General features: G+C 69.8%; 22 protein-coding genes. 8 read left to right on the plus strand and 14 right to left on the minus strand.

Annotated features, from left to right (window positions below; all coding sequences use genetic code 11):
- Positions 1–59: 59 nt before the first annotated feature.
- Together epsE and aroC are read left to right on the plus strand one after the other, a co-directional pair.
- Entirely contained in the window at positions 60–1,295 is a 1,236-nt protein-coding gene (epsE, locus tag J3P31_RS18935) for an exopolysaccharide biosynthesis GT4 family glycosyltransferase EpsE (protein WP_210530080.1), read from the plus strand.
- A 61-nt stretch (positions 1,296–1,356) separates the two neighbouring features.
- Positions 1,357–2,460 carry a chorismate synthase gene (gene aroC, locus J3P31_RS18940; RefSeq protein ID WP_210530081.1) on the plus strand — a complete coding sequence of 368 codons (1,104 nt, stop codon included), beginning with the start codon at positions 1,357–1,359 and terminating at the stop codon, positions 2,458–2,460.
- Here the strand turns inward: aroC and J3P31_RS18945 are convergent.
- Positions 2,457–3,134 carry a helix-turn-helix transcriptional regulator gene (locus J3P31_RS18945; protein WP_210530082.1) on the minus strand — a complete coding sequence of 226 codons (678 nt, stop codon included), beginning with the start codon at positions 3,132–3,134 and terminating at the stop codon, positions 2,457–2,459. The genes aroC and J3P31_RS18945 overlap by 4 nt on opposite strands.
- Positions 3,135–3,216: 82 nt before the next feature.
- On the opposite strand from J3P31_RS18945, the gene J3P31_RS18950 reads away from it, so the two are divergent.
- A complete protein-coding gene (locus J3P31_RS18950; protein ID WP_210530083.1) occupies positions 3,217–3,825 on the plus strand; it encodes a glutathione S-transferase family protein in 609 nt (202 codons plus the stop codon).
- A gap of 45 nt (positions 3,826–3,870) precedes the next feature.
- On the opposite strand, the gene J3P31_RS18955 is transcribed toward J3P31_RS18950, so the two are convergent.
- The 4 genes from J3P31_RS18955 to ade form a co-directional block, all read right to left on the minus strand.
- Positions 3,871–4,230 (minus strand): PRC-barrel domain-containing protein, encoded by a 360-nt coding sequence (locus J3P31_RS18955; RefSeq protein ID WP_210530084.1) that lies wholly within the window; start codon positions 4,228–4,230, stop codon positions 3,871–3,873.
- Between the two features lie 87 nt (positions 4,231–4,317).
- The gene (locus tag J3P31_RS18960; RefSeq protein WP_210530085.1) at positions 4,318–4,605 is read right to left on the minus strand and encodes an HU family DNA-binding protein; all 288 of its coding nucleotides are present in this window, start codon (positions 4,603–4,605) and stop codon (positions 4,318–4,320) included.
- A gap of 111 nt (positions 4,606–4,716) precedes the next feature.
- Positions 4,717–6,204 (minus strand): AMP nucleosidase, encoded by a 1,488-nt coding sequence (locus J3P31_RS18965; RefSeq protein ID WP_210530086.1) that lies wholly within the window; start codon positions 6,202–6,204, stop codon positions 4,717–4,719.
- Entirely contained in the window at positions 6,201–8,003 is a 1,803-nt protein-coding gene (gene ade, locus J3P31_RS18970; RefSeq protein ID WP_210530087.1) for an adenine deaminase, read from the minus strand. The genes J3P31_RS18965 and ade overlap by 4 nt, the downstream gene beginning before the upstream one ends.
- A gap of 187 nt (positions 8,004–8,190) precedes the next feature.
- Here ade and J3P31_RS18975 point away from each other — a divergent pair, with 187 nt between their 5' ends.
- The 3 genes from J3P31_RS18975 (at position 8,191) to J3P31_RS18985 (ending at position 10,715) form a co-directional block, all read left to right on the plus strand.
- Positions 8,191–8,610 (plus strand): DUF1810 domain-containing protein, encoded by a 420-nt coding sequence (locus tag J3P31_RS18975; protein WP_210530088.1) that lies wholly within the window; start codon positions 8,191–8,193, stop codon positions 8,608–8,610.
- Between the two features lie 52 nt (positions 8,611–8,662).
- On the plus strand, positions 8,663–9,514 hold the full coding sequence (locus tag J3P31_RS18980; RefSeq protein ID WP_210530108.1) for an SDR family oxidoreductase: 852 nt from the start codon (positions 8,663–8,665) through the stop codon (positions 9,512–9,514).
- A gap of 196 nt (positions 9,515–9,710) precedes the next feature.
- Positions 9,711–10,715 (plus strand): TerC family protein, encoded by a 1,005-nt coding sequence (locus J3P31_RS18985; protein WP_210530089.1) that lies wholly within the window; start codon positions 9,711–9,713, stop codon positions 10,713–10,715.
- 42 nt (positions 10,716–10,757) lie between these two features.
- Here J3P31_RS18985 and dxs read toward each other — a convergent pair whose 3' ends face one another.
- Genes dxs through J3P31_RS19005 form a run of 4 tightly spaced genes read right to left on the minus strand, consistent with a single transcriptional unit; the run spans position 10,758 to position 14,785 of the window.
- Positions 10,758–12,698 (minus strand): 1-deoxy-D-xylulose-5-phosphate synthase, encoded by a 1,941-nt coding sequence (gene dxs / locus J3P31_RS18990; protein ID WP_210530090.1) that lies wholly within the window; start codon positions 12,696–12,698, stop codon positions 10,758–10,760.
- Positions 12,699–12,703: 5 nt separating this feature from the next.
- Entirely contained in the window at positions 12,704–13,612 is a 909-nt protein-coding gene (locus tag J3P31_RS18995; protein WP_210530091.1) for a polyprenyl synthetase family protein, read from the minus strand.
- Positions 13,613–13,619: 7 nt separating this feature from the next.
- Positions 13,620–13,862, minus strand: coding sequence for an exodeoxyribonuclease VII small subunit (locus tag J3P31_RS19000; protein WP_210530092.1), 243 nt, complete (start codon positions 13,860–13,862; stop codon positions 13,620–13,622).
- Positions 13,859–14,785 (minus strand): histone deacetylase family protein, encoded by a 927-nt coding sequence (locus J3P31_RS19005; protein ID WP_210530093.1) that lies wholly within the window; start codon positions 14,783–14,785, stop codon positions 13,859–13,861. The genes J3P31_RS19000 and J3P31_RS19005 overlap by 4 nt, the downstream gene beginning before the upstream one ends.
- A gap of 51 nt (positions 14,786–14,836) precedes the next feature.
- Between J3P31_RS19005 and J3P31_RS19010 the strand changes: the two genes are divergently transcribed.
- Positions 14,837–15,382, plus strand: a complete 546-nt coding sequence (locus J3P31_RS19010) for a hypothetical protein (RefSeq protein WP_210530094.1) — start codon at positions 14,837–14,839, stop codon at positions 15,380–15,382.
- Here J3P31_RS19010 and J3P31_RS19015 read toward each other — a convergent pair.
- Positions 15,379–16,089, minus strand: coding sequence for a response regulator (locus tag J3P31_RS19015; protein WP_210530095.1), 711 nt, complete (start codon positions 16,087–16,089; stop codon positions 15,379–15,381). The two genes, J3P31_RS19010 and J3P31_RS19015, sit on opposite strands and share 4 nt — an antisense overlap.
- On the minus strand, positions 16,090–16,599 hold the full coding sequence (locus J3P31_RS19020; RefSeq protein WP_210530096.1) for a MarR family winged helix-turn-helix transcriptional regulator: 510 nt from the start codon (positions 16,597–16,599) through the stop codon (positions 16,090–16,092).
- Between the two features lie 140 nt (positions 16,600–16,739).
- Between J3P31_RS19020 and J3P31_RS19025 the strand changes: the two genes are divergently transcribed.
- The gene (locus J3P31_RS19025) at positions 16,740–17,609 is read left to right on the plus strand and encodes a branched-chain amino acid aminotransferase (protein ID WP_210530097.1); all 870 of its coding nucleotides are present in this window, start codon (positions 16,740–16,742) and stop codon (positions 17,607–17,609) included.
- 28 nt (positions 17,610–17,637) lie between these two features.
- On the opposite strand, the gene J3P31_RS19030 is transcribed toward J3P31_RS19025, so the two are convergent.
- The 3 genes from J3P31_RS19030 to J3P31_RS21685 are packed head-to-tail and all read right to left on the minus strand — an operon-like array spanning position 17,638 to position 19,864.
- The gene (locus tag J3P31_RS19030; RefSeq protein ID WP_210530098.1) at positions 17,638–18,576 is read right to left on the minus strand and encodes a DMT family transporter; all 939 of its coding nucleotides are present in this window, start codon (positions 18,574–18,576) and stop codon (positions 17,638–17,640) included.
- Between the two features lie 58 nt (positions 18,577–18,634).
- Positions 18,635–18,823: a hypothetical protein gene (locus J3P31_RS19035; protein WP_210530099.1), complete on the minus strand. Its 189-nt coding sequence runs from the start codon at positions 18,821–18,823 to the stop codon at positions 18,635–18,637.
- Positions 18,824–18,853: 30 nt separating this feature from the next.
- The gene (locus J3P31_RS21685) at positions 18,854–19,864 is read right to left on the minus strand and encodes a phosphatase domain-containing protein (protein ID WP_210530100.1); all 1,011 of its coding nucleotides are present in this window, start codon (positions 19,862–19,864) and stop codon (positions 18,854–18,856) included.
- Positions 19,865–20,274 lie beyond the last annotated feature (410 nt).

Genomic DNA, 20,274 nt, shown 5'->3' on the forward strand with positions numbered 1-20,274 from the left:
TGACCGATCCTGCGGCAGGCTTGCCTTGTCCCGAGGGATCGGGACGGGGGCACAGCGACATGGCGATACGACCGAGGATCGGCTACCTCGTGCCGGGCTTTCCTGGCCCGACGCACTCCGCCTTCTGGCGCGAGATCCTGGCCCTCGAGGCGCAGGGGGTCGAGGTCGTGCTCTACTCCACCAAGCCGCCTCCGCCCGCCCAGCAGGTCCACGGCTGGGCGCCGGGGGCCGTCGCGCGGACCGAGTATCTTGGCCAAGGCGGGCTGTCGGGCCTGAGGGCGCTGCCGGCTCTTCCCTGGGGCGAACTGCGCGGCGCCGAACAGGGCTTCAGGCGCGATCTGCTGCTGTCGCTTGGCCCGGCGCTCGCCCTGACGCAAAGCGCGGCGCGCCATGGCCTGCGGCATGTGCACGTCCATTCGACGGGCCGCGTCGCGCTGATCGCCGCCCTGTCCGAGCGGATGGGCGGCCCTTCCTACAGCCTCACCCTGCACGGTCCCTTGTCCGAGGATGGGCCGGGGCAGAACTTCAAATGGCGCGGGGCCCGCTTTGCCACGGTGGTCACGCGGCGGCTGCTGGCCGAGGTCAAGACCGTCCTCCGCGAGGATCGGCCGGCGCGCGTCGTCGTGCAGCCGATGGGCGTGGACGTCGCGCGCCTTTCCCGCGAGCATCCTTACATGCCCCCGGCCCCCGGAGAGCCGTTGCGCCTGTTCGCCTGCGGACGGCTGGAACCTGCGCGGGGGTTCCAGGACCTCCTGGTCGCGCTCCGCCGCCTGCTCGACCGGAACGTGCCCGCCAGTCTCCGCATCGCGGGCGAGGACGAGGAGGCTGGGCAGGGCTTCCGGCGCGAGCTCGAGGCGCGGCTGCGCGACCTGCGGCTCGTGGGGCGCGTGGTCCTGCTTGGACTGGTCGGTGAGGCGCGCATCCTCGAGGAGTTGCGGCACGCCCATGCCTTCGTGCTGCCCAGCCATCATGAGCCGCTGGGCGTGGCTCTCATGGAGGCGATGGCCTGCGGCCTTCCGGTGGTGGGCACCGCCGTGGGGGGCGTGCGCGAACTCGTGACCCATGGCGTCGACGGCCTCTTGGTGCGGCCCCGCGACCCGCAGGCCCTGGCAAGCGCGCTGGAGGGGCTCGTCCGCACGCCCGAGCGGGCGCTGGCCCTTGCCGTCGCGGCCCGGGAGCGTGTCGAGCACGGCTTCGACGCCAGCCGGGGCGCCTGGACCCTGATGCGGGAGATGGGGCTGCGCCCTTGGGAGGAGATCGAGTACGACCTGCCCGCCATGCCCCTGCCGGTCTGAGCCGGGGGTTCCGGGCGGCGGGACCATGCGGTAAGGGCACGGGAACCACGGAGCCCGTCCCATGAGCGTCAACACCTTCGGCCACCTGTTCCGCTTCACGACCTGGGGCGAAAGCCATGGGCCCGCCCTGGGCGCGGTCGTGGACGGCTGCCCGCCGGGCGTTCCGCTGAGCGAGGCCTTGATCCAGCCCTGGCTCGACAAGCGCCGGCCCGGCCAGAACCGAAACACCACCCAGCGGCAGGAGCCCGACGCCGTCCGCATCCTGTCGGGCGTCTTCGAAGGGATGACGACGGGCACCTCGATCAGCCTCCTGATCGAGAACACCGATCAGCGATCCAAGGACTACGGCGACATCGCCCAAACCTTCCGGCCCGGTCACGCCGACCTGACCTATCACCTGAAATACGGGGTGCGCGACTACCGCGGCGGCGGGCGCAGCTCCGCCCGCGAAACGGCGGCGCGGGTCGCGGCGGCCGGGGTGGCGCGGCAGGTGCTGGAAACGCTGGCCCCGGCGGTCCGGATCACCGGCTACATGGTGCAGATGGGCGAGAAGGTCATCGACCGGTCCCGGTTCGACCGGGCCGAGATCGGGCGCAACGACTTCTGGTGCCCCGATCCCGTCGCCGCGCAGGAATGGGAAGAGTACCTCGCCTGGTTGCGCAAGGACGACCACAACTCGGTCGGCGCGATGATCGAGGTGGTGGCCGAGGGCGTGCCCCCGGGCCTGGGCGCGCCGATCTACGGCAAGCTGGATTCGGATCTCGCTGCGGCGATGATGTCCATCAACGCCGTGAAGGGCGTCGAGATCGGAGAGGGGATGGCCTCGGCCGCCCTCACCGGACGCGACAACGCGGACGAGATCTTCTGGGAGGATGGCGCCCTCCGCTTCGGCTCGAACCACGCCGGCGGCATCCTGGGCGGCATCTCGACGGGCCAGGCCATCACCCTGCGCTTCGCCGTCAAGCCGACCTCCTCGATCCTGTCGCCGCGCCGCTCCATCCGCCTCGACGGCACGGCGGCCGAGGTCGTCACCAAGGGCCGCCACGATCCCTGCGTCGGCATCCGTGCGGTTCCGGTGGGCGAGGCGATGATGGCGCTCGTGCTGGCCGACCACCTGCTCCTTGATCGCGCCCAGACCGGCGGCGTTCGGGGCCGGATCGGCTAGCGCAGCGTCGCCACGTAATCGCGCAGGAGGCCCACCCGGCGGGGACGGAAGCTTTCGTCGGTCGGATCGGCCACCTCGATCCGGTCGAGGCGGAACCGCCGGAAATCCTGGCGCAGGCAACACCAGGCCACCATCAGGAGCACCTCGTCGAGGAAGGCCACGGCGAGAGGCCAGACCCGGCGGCGGGTCACGCGGCCCGCCTCGTCGCGATAGGCGATGTCCACGGCCCGCTCCTCCCAGGCCGCATCGCGCAGGACCGACAGCGCGCGCTGGGGCACCTTGCGCGGCCCATGCCGGTAAACGCGGAGCACGGCATGGGCGGCCTCCCGGGCCTGCCGCTCGGGAAGCCGGGCGATGACCTTGGCGGCCACCGATTCGGCAGCCTGCGCCAGCTCCGCGTCACCCGATTGCCGCACCTCCCCCAGACCAAGGAGAAGGGCCTCGATCTCCAGGCGCGTGAAGCTCTGGGGAGGCAGCGCGGGATCCTCCTCGAGGGCATAGCCATAGCCGGCCTCGCCATCGATCCGGGCCCCCGCCGCGCGAAGGGCCGCGATGTCGCGATAGACCGACCTGACCGACACCTCCGTCGCCTCGGCCAGTCGCGCGGCGGTGACCGGGGCCGGCAAGCTGCGCAGGGTATGAAGGAGCCGGAACAGGCGATCGCTGCGGGACATGGCTCCTCCTGACAGCTTCTGTCAGCAGCCTTGGACGATACCAAGGACATCCCGGTTGGCAATCCCCGAAAGGAGCCGTTCGATGTTGACCTTCTACCATGCCCCGATGACCCGCTCGACCCGCGTGCTGACGCTGCTCGTGGCCATAGGCGCCCTGGATGCCGTGGAGGTGCGCGACGTGACGGTCATGCGCTTCGACGGCACGGGCCGGCGCGATCCGTCGAACCCGCATCCCGAGGGCAAGGTGCCGCTTCTTGTGCAGGACGGAGAGATGATCTGGGAAAGCGCGGCGATCCTGCTGCATCTCACCGACCTGTTCCCCGAGTCCGGCCTGGGGGTTCCGGTCGGCGACCCCCAGCGGGGGCGTTACCTGTCCTGGCTGGCCTGGTATGCCGGCGTCATGGAGCCCGCCCTGATCCACGATGCGGCCGGCCTGTCGCATCCCTTCCTGTCCGCCACCTTCCGGGGTCCGGCCGAGATCCGCGACCGGCTTTCCTCGGCCCTGTCCACCAGTGACTGGCTCGTGGGGGGACGCTACACGGCCGCGGACCTGCTCGTCTCCTCGCCGTATCTTTGGTTCAAGGACCTGGATCCCGGCTGCGACCGGATCCGCGACTGGGTCGCCCGCTGCGCGGCCCATCCCGCGCGGGCCACGGCCATGCAGATGGACGGCACGGCGCTGGCCGCCTGATGGCCGGGGCCGCGCCCCGGACCGGCGCGGCCCTCCATCCCAGGATCAGACCCAGTAATAGGGCAGCCCGTAATGGGTGTAGATCCGCTCCTCCCACTGGCGGTCACGATACCAGTCGTCACTCTGCGCCGGGGCTTCGCGCAACTGGTCCTCGGTGATACCGGTGATGTAGCCGCCGAGGGATGTGTCGTACTTCAGCGCGGCCCAGGGGATGGGATGGTGATCCTGTCCCATGCCCAGGAATCCGCCGAAGGACATCACGGCGTAGACGATCTTGCCCGAGATCTTGTCGATCACGAGATGGTCGATGGTCCCGATATGCTCGCCGCCCGCACCGAAGACGGCGGTGCCGTTCACCCGGTCGGACGAGATGACGCTGCTCGATGAATAATCGATGTCAGGCATGGCCCCCTCCTGTTCGTTGGCCTCGCAGCGAAACGAACGGAAGGGGCGATCGTTCCCCGCGCCCCCAAGGGGGCGCGGGACTTGGAATCAGGCGTTGATGCTGTCCTTGAGCGCCTTGGCCACGGTGACCTTGACCACCTTGTCGGCCTCTTTCTTGATCTGCTCGCCCGTGGAGGGGTTGCGGACCATGCGCTCGGGCCGTTCGCGGCAGTAGATCTTGCCGACGCCCGGCAGGGTCACGGCGCCGCCTTCGGAGACCGTCTTGGTGATGATGCCGGTCAGCGCGTCCAGCATGGCGCTCGCCGCCTTCTTGTCGGTGTTGGTTTCGTCCGCGATCGCGGCAACGAGCTGGGCCTTCGTCATCTGGTTGGCCATGGGTGGTCTCCTGGTTGGCGCGCCCCGTTGGGGCATATCGGGCCCATGCTGCACAACCATTCGCTTCGCTTGTCCAGCAGAAACCGCCGTTTGCTCAGGAAACCGTGCAATTCAGAGGAAAGCCGTCTCCATGAAGCTACGCAATTTGCGGCTATGGATGCGTTCGAGCGGCTCTTCGCGCAGGCGCTCCATGGCGCGGATGCCGATCATGAGATGCCGCGCGACCTGGGTCCGGTAGAAGTCCGAGGCCATGCCGGGCAGCTTCAGCTCTCCGTGCAGCGGCTTGTCCGAGACGCAAAGAAGCGTTCCGTAAGGCACGCGGAAGCGGAAGCCGTTGGCGGCGATGGTGGCCGATTCCATGTCGAGCGCGACGGCGCGGCTCTGCGACAGGCGGGCCACGGGGCCGGACTGGTCGCGAAGCTCCCAGTTGCGGTTGTCGATCGTGGCGACGGTGCCGGTGCGCATGATGCGCTTGAGCTCGTATCCGTCCAGCTCGGTCACCTCGGCCACCGCCCGCTCGAGCGCGATCTGGATCTCGGCCAGCGCGGGGATCGGCACCCAGATGGGCAGGTCGTCGTCCAGGACGTGATCCTCACGCAGGTAGGCGTGGGCCAGGACAAAGTCGCCCAGCCGCTGGCTGTTCCGAAGCCCCGCGCAATGGCCGACCATGAGCCAGGCGTGCGGGCGCAACACCGCGATGTGGTCCGTGGCCGTCTTGGCGTTCGAGGGGCCGACCCCGATGTTGACCAGCGTGATTCCCTGCCCGTCCGCGCGCTTGAGGTGGTAGGTCGGCATCTGGGGCAGCTTGCCGGGCACGGGAAGATGCGCCTCGGCCTCGGTGATCACGGCGTTTCCGGGACCCACGAAGGCCGTGTAGCCCGAGTCCGGGCTGGCGATCTGCTGCCGGGCGTAGGCCTCGAACTCCTCGACGTAGAACTGGTAGTTCGTGAAAAGGACGTGGTTCTGGAAATGGTCCGGATCGGTCGCGGTGTAGTGCGACAGGCGGGCGAGGCTGTAGTCCACCCGCTGCGCCGTGAAGGGGGCAAGCGGAATGGAGCCATCGGGGTAGAGGAACCCGTCGCCGTTCACGATGTCGTCGTTCATCGTGGCGAGGTCCGGCACGTCGAACACGTCGCGGAGGGGGAACTCCATCACGCCTTCCTGCGGGACCGACAGACGCGCGTCGTTGGTCACGGCGAAGTGGACGGGGATCGGCGTGCGCGAAGGCCCCACCACCACGCGGACGGCATGGTTCCGGATCAGCAGGCCGATCTGCTGCTCCAGGTAGCTCGCGAACAGGCGCGGCCGGGTGATGGTGGTCGAATAGGTTCCAGGCCCGGCCACATGGCCGAACGAAAGCCGCGAATCCGCCAGCGCGAAGCTGGACGTGGAGAGCCGCAGCTCGGGATAGAACGCACGGATGCGCCGTTCGGGGCGTCCATGCCGAAGCGAGGCGGCAAAACGGTCGCTCAGGAAGTCGGTCGATGCCTCGTAGATCTCGATCAGCCGCGCCACGGCCGCGGCCGCATCGTCGAAGGCTTCGGGGGCGGGCAGCTGCGGGGTCTCAAAGGGGCCGAGTTCAGGATTCTGGGCGTTCATGCGTTCCCCTCGAACAGACTGGTGACCTCGAACCGGCGCACATCCACGAGGCCCTTGTCGGAGAGGCGCAGCTCGGGGATGACTACCAGCGCCAGCAGTGAATGCTGCATGTAGGCATTGTTGAGGCGGCAGCCACATTCGGCCATGGCCTCGACCAGGCGCTGGGCACGGGCGGCGACGTCGATGGCCGGGGCGTCGGACATCAGCCCCGCGATGGGCAGCGGCACGAGGGCGGTCTCCTGCCCGTCCTTCCAGACGGTGACGCCCCCTCCGACCTCGGCCAGCCGGTTGGCGGCGGCCGCCATCATGGCGCGGTCGGTGCCGACCACGATCATGTGGTGGCTGTCATGGGCCACGGTCGAAGCGACCGCCATCCCCGGCCCGTAGCCGAAGCCCGACACGAAGGCGTTGGTCACCCCACCCGTTGCGCGGTGCCGCTCGACCAGCGCGATGTGCGCGACGGCGCCCTCGGGTTCGACAAGGCCGTCCCGCACGGGCAGGTCGGCGGCCAGGGCCTTGGTCGGGGCCTGGTTCTCGATGACGCCGATGACCTTCACGCGCACCTTCTCCCGGTCGTCGGGCGCGGGGACGGCAAAGTCCCGGGCCTCCAGCCACTTGCCCAGGCGCACCGTTTGCCGCGCCGCCTCGGGCCAGTCGTAGTGCGGGCATGTGACACGCAGGCGACCGTCCTCGGCCACGAGGCGTCCGCGCGCATAGACCGCCTCGATCGGCAGGGCGCGCAGGTCCGAGGTCAGGATCACGTCGGCGCGGCGGCCCGGGGCGATGGAGCCCAGCTCGCGTTCGAGGCCGAAATGCGTGGCGGTATTGATCGTGGCCATCTGGAGCGCGACCAGCGGGTCGCAGCCGCAGGCGATGGCGTGGCGCACGACGCGGTCCATGTGGCCGTCGTTGACCAGCGTGCCCGAATGGCAGTCATCCGTGCACAGGACGAAGTTGCGGGGATCAAGGCCCTTTTCGGTGATCGCGGTAATCTGGCTTTCCACGTCGTACCACGCGGAGCCCAGCCGCAGCATGGAGCGCATCCCTTGGCGGACGCGGTCGATCGCGTCGGACTCCCGGGTCCCCTCATGGTCGTCCGCCGCCCCGCCTGCGACATAGGCGTGGAACGGAACACCCCGGTCGGGGCTCGCGTAGTGGCCGCCCACCGTCTTGCCGGCGCGCATGGTCGCGGCCATCTCGGCCAGCATCTGCGGGTCGCCGGCCACGACGCCGGGGTAGTTCATCATCTCGCCCAAACCGACGATGCCGGGCCAGGACATGGCCTCCTCGACGTCCTCGGCGGTGATCTCGAAGCCGGTGGTCTCCAGCCCCGGGGCGCTCGGCGCGCAACTGGGCATCTGGGTGAAGATGCTGATGGGCTGCAGCAGCGCCTCGTCGTGCATCATGCGGACGCCTGACAGGCCCAGGACGTTGGCGATCTCGTGCGGGTCGGTGAACATGGTCGTCGTGCCGTGCGGGATCACGGCGGCGGCGAACTCGGCGGGGGTCAGCATCCCGGATTCGATGTGCATGTGGCCGTCGCAAAGGCCGGGGATCAGGTAGCGGCCCTTGGCGTCCACGACCTGGGTCCCTTCGCCGATGCAGTGGCTCGCGTCGGGGCCGACATAGGCGAAGCGGCCTGCCGCGATGGCGACCTGCCAGCCGGGAAGGATCTCACGGCTCTGGACGTTGACGAGGAGGCCGCCCTGGATGACGAGGTCGGCAGGGGCGCGGCCCGCGGCCACGGCGACAAGGCGGGGGGCGCAATCGGCCCAGGAGGTCAGGACGGGGTCTTGCATGGCCCATTTGGGCGCAAGGCGCGCGCCCGCGCAAGCCCTGGCCTGGACCCAGAAGGCCGCGACGCCGGCCTACTCCGTGCCTGCAGAGGGCCGCACCAGACCATGACGAAGCGTCACGCGCGCTCGGGCCGGGCCGATTCCCCGTCACGCGCGTTCTTCTCTGGATCTCACGGACCCGAGCCCATCAATGCCCGATCTCGACCGCTTCCTGCCCCCGCAGGACAACACCTACGCCAGCGCCATGGCCGAGCTTCGCCACGGCCGAAAGGAAAGCCACTGGATGTGGTGGATCTTTCCGCAACTCGCCGCGCTGGGCCGATCGCCCACCGCTAAGGCCTACGGCATCACGGACCTGGAGGAGGCCCGGGCCTACCTCGCGCATCCCGTGCTCGGGTCCCGCCTGGTCGAGGCGGCGCGCGCGATGCTTCTGCACCCGGACCGCTCGCCCGAGTCGATCCTGGGTGGCATCGACGCGCTGAAGCTGCGGTCCTGCGCGACGCTCTTTGCCAGCCTGCCGGACGCGCCTCCCGAGTTCCGCGCCCTCCTTGAGAGTTTCTACGATGGCCAGCCTGATCCATTGACCCAGCAGGCGCTGAACGCCCCCTGACCAGGGCCGACCGGCCTTGCAGTCCGTGGTCGCCGGTCCCATCCTGCCGGGCATGCCTACGCTGCTCTCTTTCGGTCACGGCTTCTCGGCCCGCGCGCTCGGTCATCTCCTGCGTCCACAGGGGTGGCGGGTCATCGGCACGGTCCGGAGCCCGGAGCGGCTGCGGGACCTCGAGGCGGACGGCGTCGATGGCGTGATCTGGCCGGGCGCGGACATGGGACCACTGCTCGACCAGGCCACCCACCTGCTCAGCTCGGTCGCCCCCGACGAAGCCGGGGATCCGGTCCTGCGCGCCCTGGGCCCGGAGATCGCGGCTCGGGCCACCCGGCTCGCCTGGGTCGGCTATCTTTCGACGACCGGAGTCTATGGCGACCGGCAGGGCGACTGGGTGGACGAATCCAGCGCCCTGACGCCGGCGACCCGGCGCGGTCGGCTGCGCGTCGAGGCGGAGGCGGCCTGGCGGGCCATCCCGGGGCTGCCGCTCCACATCTTCCGGCTCGCGGGGATCTATGGCCCGGGGCGCGGACCCTTCGAAAAGGTGCGGAACGGCACGGCGCGGCGGATCATCAAGCCCAACCAGATGTTCTCGCGGATCCATGTGGATGACATCGCGCAGGTTCTGGCGGCGTCGATCGCCCGTCCCGAACCCGGCGCGATCTACAACGTCTGCGACGACGATCCGGCCCCGCCCGAGGACGTGATCGCCCACGCGGCCGAGCTCCTGGGCCTGCCGATCCCGCCCGCACAGGATTTTGCGACCGCCGAGATGACTCCGATGGCGCGCAGCTTCTATGCGGAAAGCAAGCGGGTGCGGAACGACCGCATCAAGGACGAACTCGGAGTCCGGCTTCTTTATCCCGACTACCGGACCGGGCTGCGGGCGCTGCTGGCCGCGGGGGACTAGGGTCACGTCCTTGTGACTTTTTCTTCCGGCGCGGGGTTGAACGCCCACAGCCGCTGTCCATATGCGGCTGTAGCGGACCGGGCCCCTCTGACGACCTCGCGTCGTGATGTCGGACCGCATCGAGCGTGCTCGGTGTCCTGGCCCTTTTCGCCCGACCTCCGATGCGCGTTCCCTGAAACGTGGACGTGAGGTCGTCATGGAACTTCTTCTGTTATCTTTCCTGGGCACGCCGCTCTGGATGTGGCTGCTCTTCATCGGGATCGTCATCGCGCTCCTGGCCTTCGACCTGGGGGTCCTGCACAAGGACGACCACGAGATCGGCGTGGCCGAGAGCCTCAAGCTGTCTTCCCTCTACATCGCCCTGGGGCTGGCCTTCGCAGGATTCGTCTGGTGGCAGATCGGCGGACAGGAGGCGCAGTACTACCTGACCGCCTTCGTGGTCGAAAAGACGCTGGCGATGGACAACGTGTTCGTCATCGCCCTGATCTTCAGCTTCTTCGCGATCCCGCGCCTGTACCAGCACCGCGTGCTGTTCTGGGGCATCCTGGGCGTGATCCTGCTGCGCGGGATCATGATCGGGCTCGGTGCGACGCTGGTCGCCCAGTACCACTGGGTGCTCTACATCTTTGCGACCTTCCTGATCTTCACCGGCGTCAAGATGATGTTCGGTGGCGAGAAGGAGCACGACATCTCCTCCAATCCGGTGCTGCGCTTCCTCAAGCGCCGGATGAACGTCACGGACGAGCTGCATGGGCACGACTTCTTCGTGAAGAAGCCCGACGCCTCGGGCCGGATGGTGCGCTTTGCCACGCCGCTCTTCCTGGCTCTGGTGCTGATCGAGATCGCGGACCTGGTCTTTGCGGTGGACTCGGTTCCCGCCGTGTTCGCGATCACGACGGACCCGTTCATCGTCTACACGTCCAACATCTTCGCGATCCTGGGCCTGCGGGCGCTCTACTTCGCGCTGGCGGCGATCCTGCACCGCTTCCACTACCTGAAATACGCGCTGTCGCTGCTCCTGGTGTTCATCGGATCGAAGATCTTCGTCGCCGACCTGATGGGCTGGGAGAAGTTCCCCGCGGGCTGGTCGCTGGGGATCACCTTCGCCATCCTTGCGGCCGGCGTGGCGTTCTCGCTCTGGAAGACGCGGGGCGAGGTGGAGCATGACCACCATGACCGGAAGGCCGTCACGGCCGAATGACGGCAACGATGACGCCCGGGTCCCGCGCCCGGGCGTTCCCCATCAGGCCCGCTTGCCGACCACCGCCACGCCCAGCACCTCAAGGACCCTGGCCTCGATGTCCTCGGCGTTGAGGCGGGCCTCGGCGTACATGTCGCGCGGGCTTGCCTGGTCGATGAAGGTGTCGGGCAGGCACATGGAGCGGAACTTCAGGCCCCCGTCAAAGACGCCCTCCTCCGCCAGGAGCTGGGCGACATGGGAGCCGAAGCCGCCCACCGCCCCTTCCTCGATGGTGATGAGCACCTCATGCCGGCGGGCGAGGTCCAGGATCATGTCGCGATCGAGCGGCTTGGCGAAGCGGGCGTCGGCAACCGTCGGGCGGATGCCCCGGGCCTCCAGCGCCTCGGCGGCCTTCAGGGCCTCCTGCAGGCGGGTGCCAAGGGACAGGAGGGCGACGCCCGAGCCGTCGCGGATGATCCGGCCCCTGCCGATCTCCAGCGGCGGGGCGTCCCAGTCGATCTCCACGCCCACGCCCTCGCCCCGTGGGAACCGGAAGGCGATCGGGCCCTGGTCGTGCGCGGCGGCGGTGACGACCATCCGTGCGAGTTCGGCCTCGTCGGCGGCGGCCATGACCACGAAGCCGGGAAGATTGGCCAGGAAGGCCACGTCGAAGCTGCCCGCATGCGTGGCGCCGTCGGCGCCCACCAGCCCCGCGCGGTCGATGGCAAAGCGGACGGGCAGGCGCTGGATCGCCACGTCGTGGACGACCTGATCGTAACCGCGCTGCAGGAAGGTCGAGTAGATCGCGCAGAAGGGCTTCAGCCCCCCGGCGGCCATCCCGGCGGCAAAGGTGACGGCGTGCTGTTCGGCGATGCCGACGTCGAAGCAGCGGCCCGAAAAGCGGTCCATGAACTTCGAAAGGCCGGTGCCGTCCGGCATGGCGGCGGTGACGGCGACGATGGCGCGGTCGCGGGCGGCGCACCGGACCAGCGCATCGGCGAAGACGCTCGTGTAGCTGGGCGCGTTGGACGGCGCCTTGGCTTGCGTGCCGGTCACCACGTCGAACTTGTTGGTGGCGTGGCCGCGGTCGGCGGCAGCCTCGGCCGGAGCATAGCCCTTGCCCTTGCGGGTGATGGCGTGGATCAGGACCGGCCCTGTCGCCCGCGCCTTGACGGTGCGCAGCACCGAGAGGAGCTGCTCCATGTCGTGCCCGTCCACCGGGCCCACATAGGAGAAGCCGAGCTCGTCGAACAGCGTGCCATGACCCACGGCCAGATGCTTGAGGGCGTCCTTGGCCCGCTTGGCCCCTTCGCGGAGCGGTTCGGGCAGGAAGCCGGCGGCGGCCTTGACGGCGGCGCGGAGATCCTGGAACGGCGCGCCGGCGTAAAGCCGGGTGAGGTAGGCCGACATCGCCCCGACAGGCGGAGCGATCGACATCTCGTTGTCGTTGAGGATCACGAACATCCGCGTGCCGAGGTGGCCCGCGTTGTTCATGGCCTCATAGGCCATGCCGGCGCTGATGGACCCGTCGCCGATCACGGCGATGCAGTCGCCGAGGCCGCAATGATCCGGAGGCTCGGCCCCGAGGTCGCGCGCCACGGCCAGGCCCAGCGCCGCCGAGATCGACGTGGAGGAATGCGCCGCGCCGAAGGGGTCGTAGGGGGACTCGCTCCGCTTGGTGAAGCCGGACAGGCCATCCTTCTGCCGCAGGGTGCGGATGCGGTCCCGGCGCCCCGTGAGGATCTTGTGCGGGTAGGCCTGATGGCCGACATCCCAGACGACCCGGTCGCGCGGCGTGTCGAAGACCGCATGAAGCGCCACGGTCAGCTCCACCACGCCCAGGCCCGCGCCGAGGTGTCCGCCGGTGACCGACACGGCCGAGATGGTTTCGGCCCGAAGCTCGTCGGCGACCTGCCGAAGCTGGCTATCGGTCAGGCCCTTGAGGTCGCGAGGATCGCGCACCCGGTCGAGCAGGGGCGTGCGGGGACGGTTCGGTTCGGTCATGGCATTCACTTCCGGCGGGTCGTGACGAAGCGGGCGGCCTCGCGCAGGGGGGCGGCCGCCTCGCCATAGGGGTCGAGCGCCGCGCAGGCCTCCTCGACAAGCGATCTGGCGCGGTCCTTGGCCCCGTCGAGGCCCAGGAGGGAAACGAAGGTCGCCTTGCCCCGTCCGGCATCCTTGCCGATGGCCTTGCCCACCTCTTCCGCGCTACCCTCCACGTCGAGGATGTCGTCCGCGATCTGGAAGGCGAGGCCCAGCGCATCCCCATAGGCCAGGAGGGCCGACGCGTCCGCCCCCGCCATGCGGGGCCCTGCCGCGGCCGACCAGCTGATCAGCGCGCCCGTCTTGCGGGCCTGGAGGGCGGTGATGTCCGTAAGGCCAAGCGGCGCGGCGGCCGTTTCGGCGGCGATGTCGAGCGCCTGCCCGCCCACCATTCCCGCCACTCCGGCCGCCCGGGCCAGCGTGAGGGCGAGCGCGAGCCGAGCCTCGGGCGGGCATCCGGCCCCGCACACCAGCTCGAAGGCCAGCGACTGGAGCGCGTCCCCCGCAAGGACCGCCGTGGCTTCGTCCCAGGCCCTGTGAACCGTCGGCCGCCCGCGACGCAGGTCGTCGTCGTCCATGCAGGGCAGGTCGTCATGGATCAGCGAATAGGCGTGAAGCGCCTCGATGGCGGCGGCGGCGGGCGCGGCCTGCGCGTCGGTCAGCCCGTGAAGGCGCGCGCCCTCCATGACCAGGAAACCCCGCAGGCCCTTGCCCCCCTCGCAGGCGTAGAGCATCGCAGCGGCCACGGGACCGGGTTCCCCCGAAAGGGCGCGGCGCAGCTCGGCCTCGGCGGCGGCGCGGGCCCGAGCGAGGGCCGCATCGAAGGACAGGGGCCCGGCACCCGGCCGGGCTACCCGCAGGGCGCTGTCGGACATTCCGGATTCAGCCGGCGTCGAAGGGCTGGAGCCCGGCCGGCTGGCCGCCGTCGCCCAGCGTGATCTTCGACACCTTCTCCTCAGCCTCGGCGAGCTTCTGCTGGCAGCGGGCGCGCAGGGCCGCGCCACGCTCATAGAGCCTGATCGAGTCATCGAGCGCGACGTCGCCACGCTCCAGGCGCGTGACCACGCCCTCGAGTTCCGCAAGCGCCTCCTCGAAGGTCATCTCGTTGATGGGTTTCTCGCTCACGCTTGTCCTCCCAGGGCCGCCACATGCGCCGCCACGCCGTCGCGCAGGGCGCCGAGGTCATAGCCTCCTTCGAGGACGGATACCACGCGCCCCGCGCAACTTTGCTGCGCCACCTCGCAGAGCCTTGAGGTCGTCCAGCCGAAATCCGCTGTCTCCAGCAGGAGGCCGCCCAGGGGATCGTCCCTGTGCGCGTCGAAGCCTGCCGAGATCAGCAGGAGGTCCGGCGCATGGGCCCTGAGGCGGGGCAGGACGTGGTCGGCCACGACCTGACGGTACCCGGCGCTGCCGATGCCGGCCGCCAGGGGCAGGTTCAGGACCGTGCCATGCGGCCCTTCGTCGGCAGCGTCGCCGGTCCCGGGGAACAGGGGCGACTGGTGCGTGGACACGAACAGGATGCGCGGGTCCTCCTCGACCAAGGCCTGGGTGCCGTTCCCGTGGTGGACGTCGAAGTCCACGATGGCCACGCGTTCCGCGCCATGGACGTCGATGGCCCGCCGCGCCGCGAGCGCCACGTTCCCGAACAGGCAGAAGCCCATGGGCGTGCGGGCCAAAGCGTGATGCCCCGGTGGCCGCACCGCCGCAAAGGCCGCAGGGTGGGCGCCCTCCATGACCAGGTCCACCGCCCGAAGCGCCGCCCCTGCCCCCAGCCGCGCGGCGCGGACCGAGCCGGCCGACAGGTAGGTGTCGGGGTCGAGCGGCACCTGGCCCCGGGCCGGCTCACGCCGGGCCAGCGCCTCCAGATAGCCTGGAGGGTGGAGGACCGTGAGCTCCTCGTCCGTGGCTTCGGCGGCTTCATGCCGCGCAAGGGTCAGGCCCGCCAGACCCGCCAGAACGGCGGCGTACCGCTCCGGCCGCTCGGGATGCCCGGGCGGGGGCTGGTGGCGCGCGCAATCGGAGTGGGTCAGGAGAACCGGAATGGACATAGCCACCACAAGAGCGGCAGACCGGCGCGGACGCAAGCGCCGGAGGTCCCCATGCGTTTCCTTCCGCTGACTGTTCTGCTGCTTTTCGCCCTCCCGGTCGCGGCCCAGGAGCCGATGCGGGAGGTCACCGCCGACCTGGACCGGGACGGCAGCCCTGAAACCTATGCCCTGATCGAGAACGGCAGAGGCACGGTCGATCTCGTGGTCGACGGCCGGGCGGGCCGCCGCACGGCGGGAGACGTGGCCTGGACCGGCGGGATGCCCGGGCAGGAGCCGGGCCTTTCGCTCAGTCCCTCGGGGTCGGTTCTGCTCACCTCGCGCAACGACTCGGTGGGCCGGGACCGCTGGACACTGACCCTGACGCTGGCCTACCGCGAGGGCGACCTCCGGGTCGCGGGCATCACCTATGGCTGGCGCGACACGCTCGGGCCCCAGACCGGCTGGGGCGGCTGCGACCTGAACCTGCTGACCGGGCGCGGCACGGTGACGGGTCCGGGGGGCGAACAGGGGATCGTCGTTCCCTTTCCGGCCCCCCGTCTCTGGGAATGGCGCGAAGCGGACCTGCCCCAGCGCCTGCCCGCGGAGTGCTTCGGCTAGTCCGGGGCGAGCCGGTAGCCGGCCCCCCGCACCGTCTGGAGATAGCGGGGCTGACGGGGATCAGGCTCGATCTTGCGGCGCAGACGGGTGATCTGGACATCCACCGCCCGCTCCTGCGCAGGGCTTGGCACGCCCCGCGGTCCGGCTTCCTCGATCAGGCGGGTGCGGGTGACCGTTGCGCCAGGGTCCGCCGCGAGGATCCGCATCAGCCCGGCCTCGGTGGCGGTGAGCCGCAGGGGCTCGCCCTCGTCGCGCGACAATTCCCCGCGTTCGACGTCGTAGGTCATCGCGCCCAGCCGCAGCACCTTGGGCAGCGGCGCGGGCGGAGGGTCGGCCTCGGGCGTGGCGCGACGCAGGATGGCGCCGATCCGCAGCAGCAGCTCCTTGGGGTCGAAGGGCTTGGCCAGGTAGTCGTCCGCCCCGGCCTCGAGCCCCAGGATGCGATCCATCGTTTCGCCCCGTGCCGTGAGCAGCAGGACCGGCACGCGCAGGCGTGACCGGATCTCGCGGCAGAAGGACAGGCCGTCTTCGCCCGGCATCATGACATCGAGCACGATCAGGTCGAAGGCGAGCCCGGCCAGGAGCCGGCGCGCCCGCGCGGCGTCCGGGGCGGCGGTCACAAGCAGGCCGTTCTTGCGAAGGAACCGGGTCAGGAGCCCGCGGATACGTTCGTCGTCGTCGACGATCAGAAGATGGGGCGGCTCCACTCAGCGGCCCCCGGACTTGTCGGCGGCTTCGAAATGACGGCGCATTTCGGGGTCCATCATCGCCTCGAGCACCTGCCGGAACCCCGCCACCGCCTGCGGCCCCGCGGCGCGATAGGCCGCGCGCATCCGGTCGCGCTGGGCGTCGGCCAGCGCCTTCTCCAGGGTCCTGCCGGTCTCGGTTAGATGCAGGTGACGCTCGCGGCGATCCTCGCGGCCGACCCTGGCCTCGACCAGCCCGTCCTCCATGAGACGGCGCAGGACGCGGTTCAGCGACTGCTTGGTGACGCCCAGGATGTCGAGAAGGTTGCCCACCGTGGTCCCCGGGCTGCGCGCGATGAAATGGAGCGCGCGGTGATGCGCCCGGCCGTAGTCCTGCTCCTCGAGGATGCGGTCCGGGGCGGCGGTGAAGCCGCGATAGGCGAAGAACATCGCCTCGATCCCTTTCCGCAACTGCTCGTCGGTCAGGTAGAGGAGCCCATGCCCCCCCTGCGGTCCCGGTCGCTCGGCCATGCGTCCCCCTGTGCTTGCCCACCGAAAATACGTCAGCGACGTTGACATTCCAAGGACCCACTGATAGCCCCTGCCCCGGAACGCGCAACTTTATGTCCGATTTGGACCAAATCGCGACAGGATTGACAAGGGAGTTCGGCATGGCCGGGGCTTACGACGACCGCGACGGGTGGATCTGGATGGATGGCAAGCTCGTGCCGTGGCGCGACGCGACCGTGCACGTGCTGACCCATGCCCTCCATTACGCTTCGGCCGTGTTCGAGGGCGAGCGCTGCTACAACGGCAAGATCTTCAAGGGCCACGAGCATTCCCTGCGCCTGCGGAAGTCGGCGGACCTTCTCGACATGGAGATCCCCTTCTCGGCCGAGGAGATCGACGCCGCCAAGGACGCGATGCTGAAGGCCAACGGCTGGACCGATGCCTATGTGCGCGCGATCGCCTGGCGCGGGTCGGGCGAGGACATGGGCGTGTCGGCCCGCCGCAACCCCGTCCGCCTGGCGGTGGCGGGCTGGGAATGGGGCGCCTACTACGGCGACGCCAAGATGAAGGGCGCCAAGCTCGACATCTCCAAGTGGAAGCGTCCCTCGCCCGAGACGATCCCCTCAGAGGCCAAGGCGGCCGGCCTTTACATGATCTGCACGATGTCCAAGCACCAGGCCGAAGCCAAGGGCTGCTCGGACGCGATGATGATGGACTACCGGGGCTACGTGGCCGAGGCGACGGGCGCCAACATCTTCTTCGTCAAGGACGGAGAGGTTCACACGCCGCTGGCGGACTGCTTCCTCAACGGCCTGACGCGCCAGACCGTGATCGGAATGCTGGAGGACAAGCAGATCAAGGTCCATCAGCGCCACATCATGCCGTCGGAGCTCGAGGGCTTCGAGCAGTGCTGGCTCACGGGGACGGCTGCCGAGGTGACGCCCGTCGGACAGATCGGCGACTACAGCTTCGAGGTGGGCCAGATGACCCGCGACATCGCGACCGCCTACGAGAAGCTGGTGCGGGCCTGATCGCACGGGCCGGGCGGGGCGGAGGGGATCATCCGTCGCCCCGCCCCACCTCGCGCTCCCGCGCGCGCTCGAGGCCGAGCTGGCGCTCGCGCCAGATGATGAGGATGCCGGCCAGGATGATGATCGCCGCCCCCAAGAGGGTGGTGCGGGCCGGCACCTCCGAGAAGACGGCATAGCCGATGACGATGGCGAGCAGCATGGAGGCATAGTCGAAGGGCGCCACCAGCCCTGCCTCGGCATAGCGGTAGGCCGAGGTCAGGCCGATCTGCGCCACTCCGCCCAGAAGCCCTGCCAGGATCAGGAACACCGTCTCGCGCGCGGTGGGGACGACCCAGCCGAAGGGCAGCGTGAGCAGCGACAGCAGGGTTGCCGTGACCGAGAACCAGAAGACGATGGCCGCCGTCCCCTCGGTCATGGTGAGCCGCCGCACGAAGACCTGCGCCAGCGCCGCGAAGACGGCCCCGCCCAGCGTCACGACGGCGCCCAGCGTCTCGCGGGGGGAGACATCGGCGCCGACCGTCATGCGGGGGGACAGCACGACCATGACCCCCGCCAGCCCCAGGGCGACGGCCAGCACGCGGAAGGCCCGCACCGGCTCGCCCAGGAACATCGCCCCGAAGATCACGACCAGCAGCGGCGCGGCGTAGCCGATGGCCGTCACCTCCGGCAGCGGCAGCACGCCCAGACCGGCGAAGCCCAGACCCATGGCCGTGGTCCCCACGAGGCCCCGCCAGACATGGCCCAGCATGTCGTGGGTCCGGAGCCCCTGCGCGAGGTTGCCCTGCCAGAGCAGCCAGACCACGATCACCGGGCAGGCGAAGAGGGAGCGGAAGAACACCACCTCGCCCGCCGGGACATGGTCCGAGACGGCCTTGATCAGCGAGGACATGGCCGTGAAGATGGCAACGGCAGACAGCTTGAGGGCAATGCCCTTCAGGGGCTGCCGGGACGGACGGTCGGGAGGCATGGGGGCTCCGCATGTCGGGCCCCCCAGCTAGTCCCGGGTGGCGTCCGGGTTCAACCCGTCATTGATCGCGGTTGCGGAGCATCTTCAGGAGAGGTTTCAGCCGCCCCTCGGCCGGAGTCGCGGGCCGGCGCATATGGAGCGTGCGGACGGCCGGATGCGGCATCTCCTCGCGCGCGAGCCGCAGGAAGTGCCTGAGCCGCAGGGCGGCGTTCTCGGGGGCGGGGTGGTCGGCGATATGACGTGTCATGAGACAATCTCCGATCTCGGGAGCCCCAATCTAGCCCGATCCGGCGGGAAAATCACCCCTCTGCGCAAGGTCCCGCAGCAGCGGACCGTAGTCGTCGAGGAGGTCCACGGGAATGCCGGCGGCGCGGAGGGCTGCCACGGGCGGCTCGAGGGCCACGCGCCCGGCGCGGCGCAGGGTGACGCGAATCACCCGCCCCGGATGCCGGGCGGCGGCGGCGGCATAGATGGCCGCGTCGTGCTGGCCGGTGTCCCCGACCAGCCAGAAGCGCAGGCCGGGGTTGGCCGCCATCAGACGGTCGATGACGCTGCCCTTGTGCTCGCCATGGGTGGCGGCAAGCGGTTGCATCTCGCTGATCCCCAGATCCCGGAGAAAGAGCGGCGCCCGGACGACCCCGGCCTGGGCCAGCAGCTCTTCCAGGAACGCGTGCATGTTCCAGGGCGAGGACGACACGAAGAACACGGGATTGCGCCCGCCCTGCGACAGCCGGGCCAGCAGCTCGACCGCGTCCGGGAACACGGTCCGGCTGCCCAGGTTGCCGGTCAGCGTCGTCCAGAGATTGCGCCACAGGCTCCAGGCGCCGGTCAGGATCACCGTGTCGTCGATGTCCGAAACGACGGCGAACGCCGCTCCGGACGGGGTGACCTGGACCGGCAGGACCGCCTCGGCGCCCTCGGCCTCCACGGCGACCTCCGCCCAGCCCTGCGCGTCCTGCCAGGGCACGAGGAGCGTGAAGTAGCCCTCCTCGTCCGTCACGGCGGATAGGTCGTGGGCGCGTGCCCGGACGGTCACCTCGGCCACCTCGTCGGTCAGGAACAGGGACAGCATCTGAAGCGCGTTGCGTCCCCGCCGCTGCCCTTCGCGCACAGAGGGACGGATCAAACGGCTGAGCACGCGGCCCCGGGCCACCCAGTGCTCTGGGGTGGAATATCCAAGGTAGGCCTCGATGACAGGCGGCTCCCTCCGCATCGGACGCAGGCGGCCCAGGATGGCCTCGAACCATGCCTCGGCCCTGACCAGGATCTTGGCGATGCCACGCTTCACGAACGAGGTCCCGGGCCCAACCCGAAATGACATCCGCCGGAGAGTGAGGGGAGCACTCTCCGGCGGGGATAGACCGCGACAGGGACCTCGCGGTCGGGGAAACACGGCGCTTTGCTTGGGACAGGCATCGGAATCAGCGCCGGTGTGCTGGTTCAACGTGAAGGCAGGATCAGGGTTCCGGGTCATTCCACGAATTTTCTAGCCTTCGGCGGGATTCCCCGGATGGCCTGTCGCCCCGTCGATCCGCACTCGATCCTCACCTCTGGACGGGCCAGACCGAGACGCTAACCTCGTGGAAACCGGAGGGGAACCTCCACTCCGGAACGGGAGGAGCGGAGAGCGATGAGGACGAGGGTGATGGCGGTGGCGGCCGGGGCGCTTCTGGGTCCGGGCCTGGCCTGGGCGCAGGA

This window comes from Rubellimicrobium arenae, assembly GCF_017916275.1.
Classification (GTDB): domain Bacteria; phylum Pseudomonadota; class Alphaproteobacteria; order Rhodobacterales; family Rhodobacteraceae; genus Rubellimicrobium; species Rubellimicrobium arenae.

Excerpts from the sequence above, each read along its gene's own strand:
- J3P31_RS18985 (WP_210530089.1), top strand. The coding sequence starts at position 9,711 with ATGGAACTTCTTCTGTTATCTTTCCTGGGCACGCCGCTCTGGATGTGG.
- J3P31_RS19025 (WP_210530097.1), top strand. The coding sequence starts at position 16,740 with ATGGCCGGGGCTTACGACGACCGCGACGGGTGGATCTGGATGGATGGC.
- J3P31_RS19035 (WP_210530099.1), bottom strand. The coding sequence starts at position 18,823 with ATGACACGTCATATCGCCGACCACCCCGCCCCCGAGAACGCCGCCCTG.
- J3P31_RS18945 (WP_210530082.1), bottom strand. The coding sequence starts at position 3,134 with ATGTCCCGCAGCGATCGCCTGTTCCGGCTCCTTCATACCCTGCGCAGC.
- epsE (WP_210530080.1), top strand. The coding sequence starts at position 60 with ATGGCGATACGACCGAGGATCGGCTACCTCGTGCCGGGCTTTCCTGGC.
- J3P31_RS18995 (WP_210530091.1), bottom strand. The coding sequence starts at position 13,612 with ATGTCCGACAGCGCCCTGCGGGTAGCCCGGCCGGGTGCCGGGCCCCTG.
- J3P31_RS18980 (WP_210530108.1), top strand. The coding sequence starts at position 8,663 with ATGCCTACGCTGCTCTCTTTCGGTCACGGCTTCTCGGCCCGCGCGCTC.
- J3P31_RS18960 (WP_210530085.1), bottom strand. The coding sequence starts at position 4,605 with ATGGCCAACCAGATGACGAAGGCCCAGCTCGTTGCCGCGATCGCGGAC.
- dxs (WP_210530090.1), bottom strand. The coding sequence starts at position 12,698 with ATGACCGAACCGAACCGTCCCCGCACGCCCCTGCTCGACCGGGTGCGC.
- J3P31_RS19010 (WP_210530094.1), top strand. The coding sequence starts at position 14,837 with ATGCGTTTCCTTCCGCTGACTGTTCTGCTGCTTTTCGCCCTCCCGGTC.
- J3P31_RS18950 (WP_210530083.1), top strand. The coding sequence starts at position 3,217 with ATGTTGACCTTCTACCATGCCCCGATGACCCGCTCGACCCGCGTGCTG.
- aroC (WP_210530081.1), top strand. The coding sequence starts at position 1,357 with ATGAGCGTCAACACCTTCGGCCACCTGTTCCGCTTCACGACCTGGGGC.
- ade (WP_210530087.1), bottom strand. The coding sequence starts at position 8,003 with ATGCAAGACCCCGTCCTGACCTCCTGGGCCGATTGCGCCCCCCGCCTT.
- J3P31_RS19030 (WP_210530098.1), bottom strand. The coding sequence starts at position 18,576 with ATGCCTCCCGACCGTCCGTCCCGGCAGCCCCTGAAGGGCATTGCCCTC.
- J3P31_RS18965 (WP_210530086.1), bottom strand. The coding sequence starts at position 6,204 with ATGAACGCCCAGAATCCTGAACTCGGCCCCTTTGAGACCCCGCAGCTG.
- J3P31_RS19020 (WP_210530096.1), bottom strand. The coding sequence starts at position 16,599 with ATGGCCGAGCGACCGGGACCGCAGGGGGGGCATGGGCTCCTCTACCTG.
- J3P31_RS19005 (WP_210530093.1), bottom strand. The coding sequence starts at position 14,785 with ATGTCCATTCCGGTTCTCCTGACCCACTCCGATTGCGCGCGCCACCAG.
- J3P31_RS18955 (WP_210530084.1), bottom strand. The coding sequence starts at position 4,230 with ATGCCTGACATCGATTATTCATCGAGCAGCGTCATCTCGTCCGACCGG.
- J3P31_RS18975 (WP_210530088.1), top strand. The coding sequence starts at position 8,191 with ATGCCCGATCTCGACCGCTTCCTGCCCCCGCAGGACAACACCTACGCC.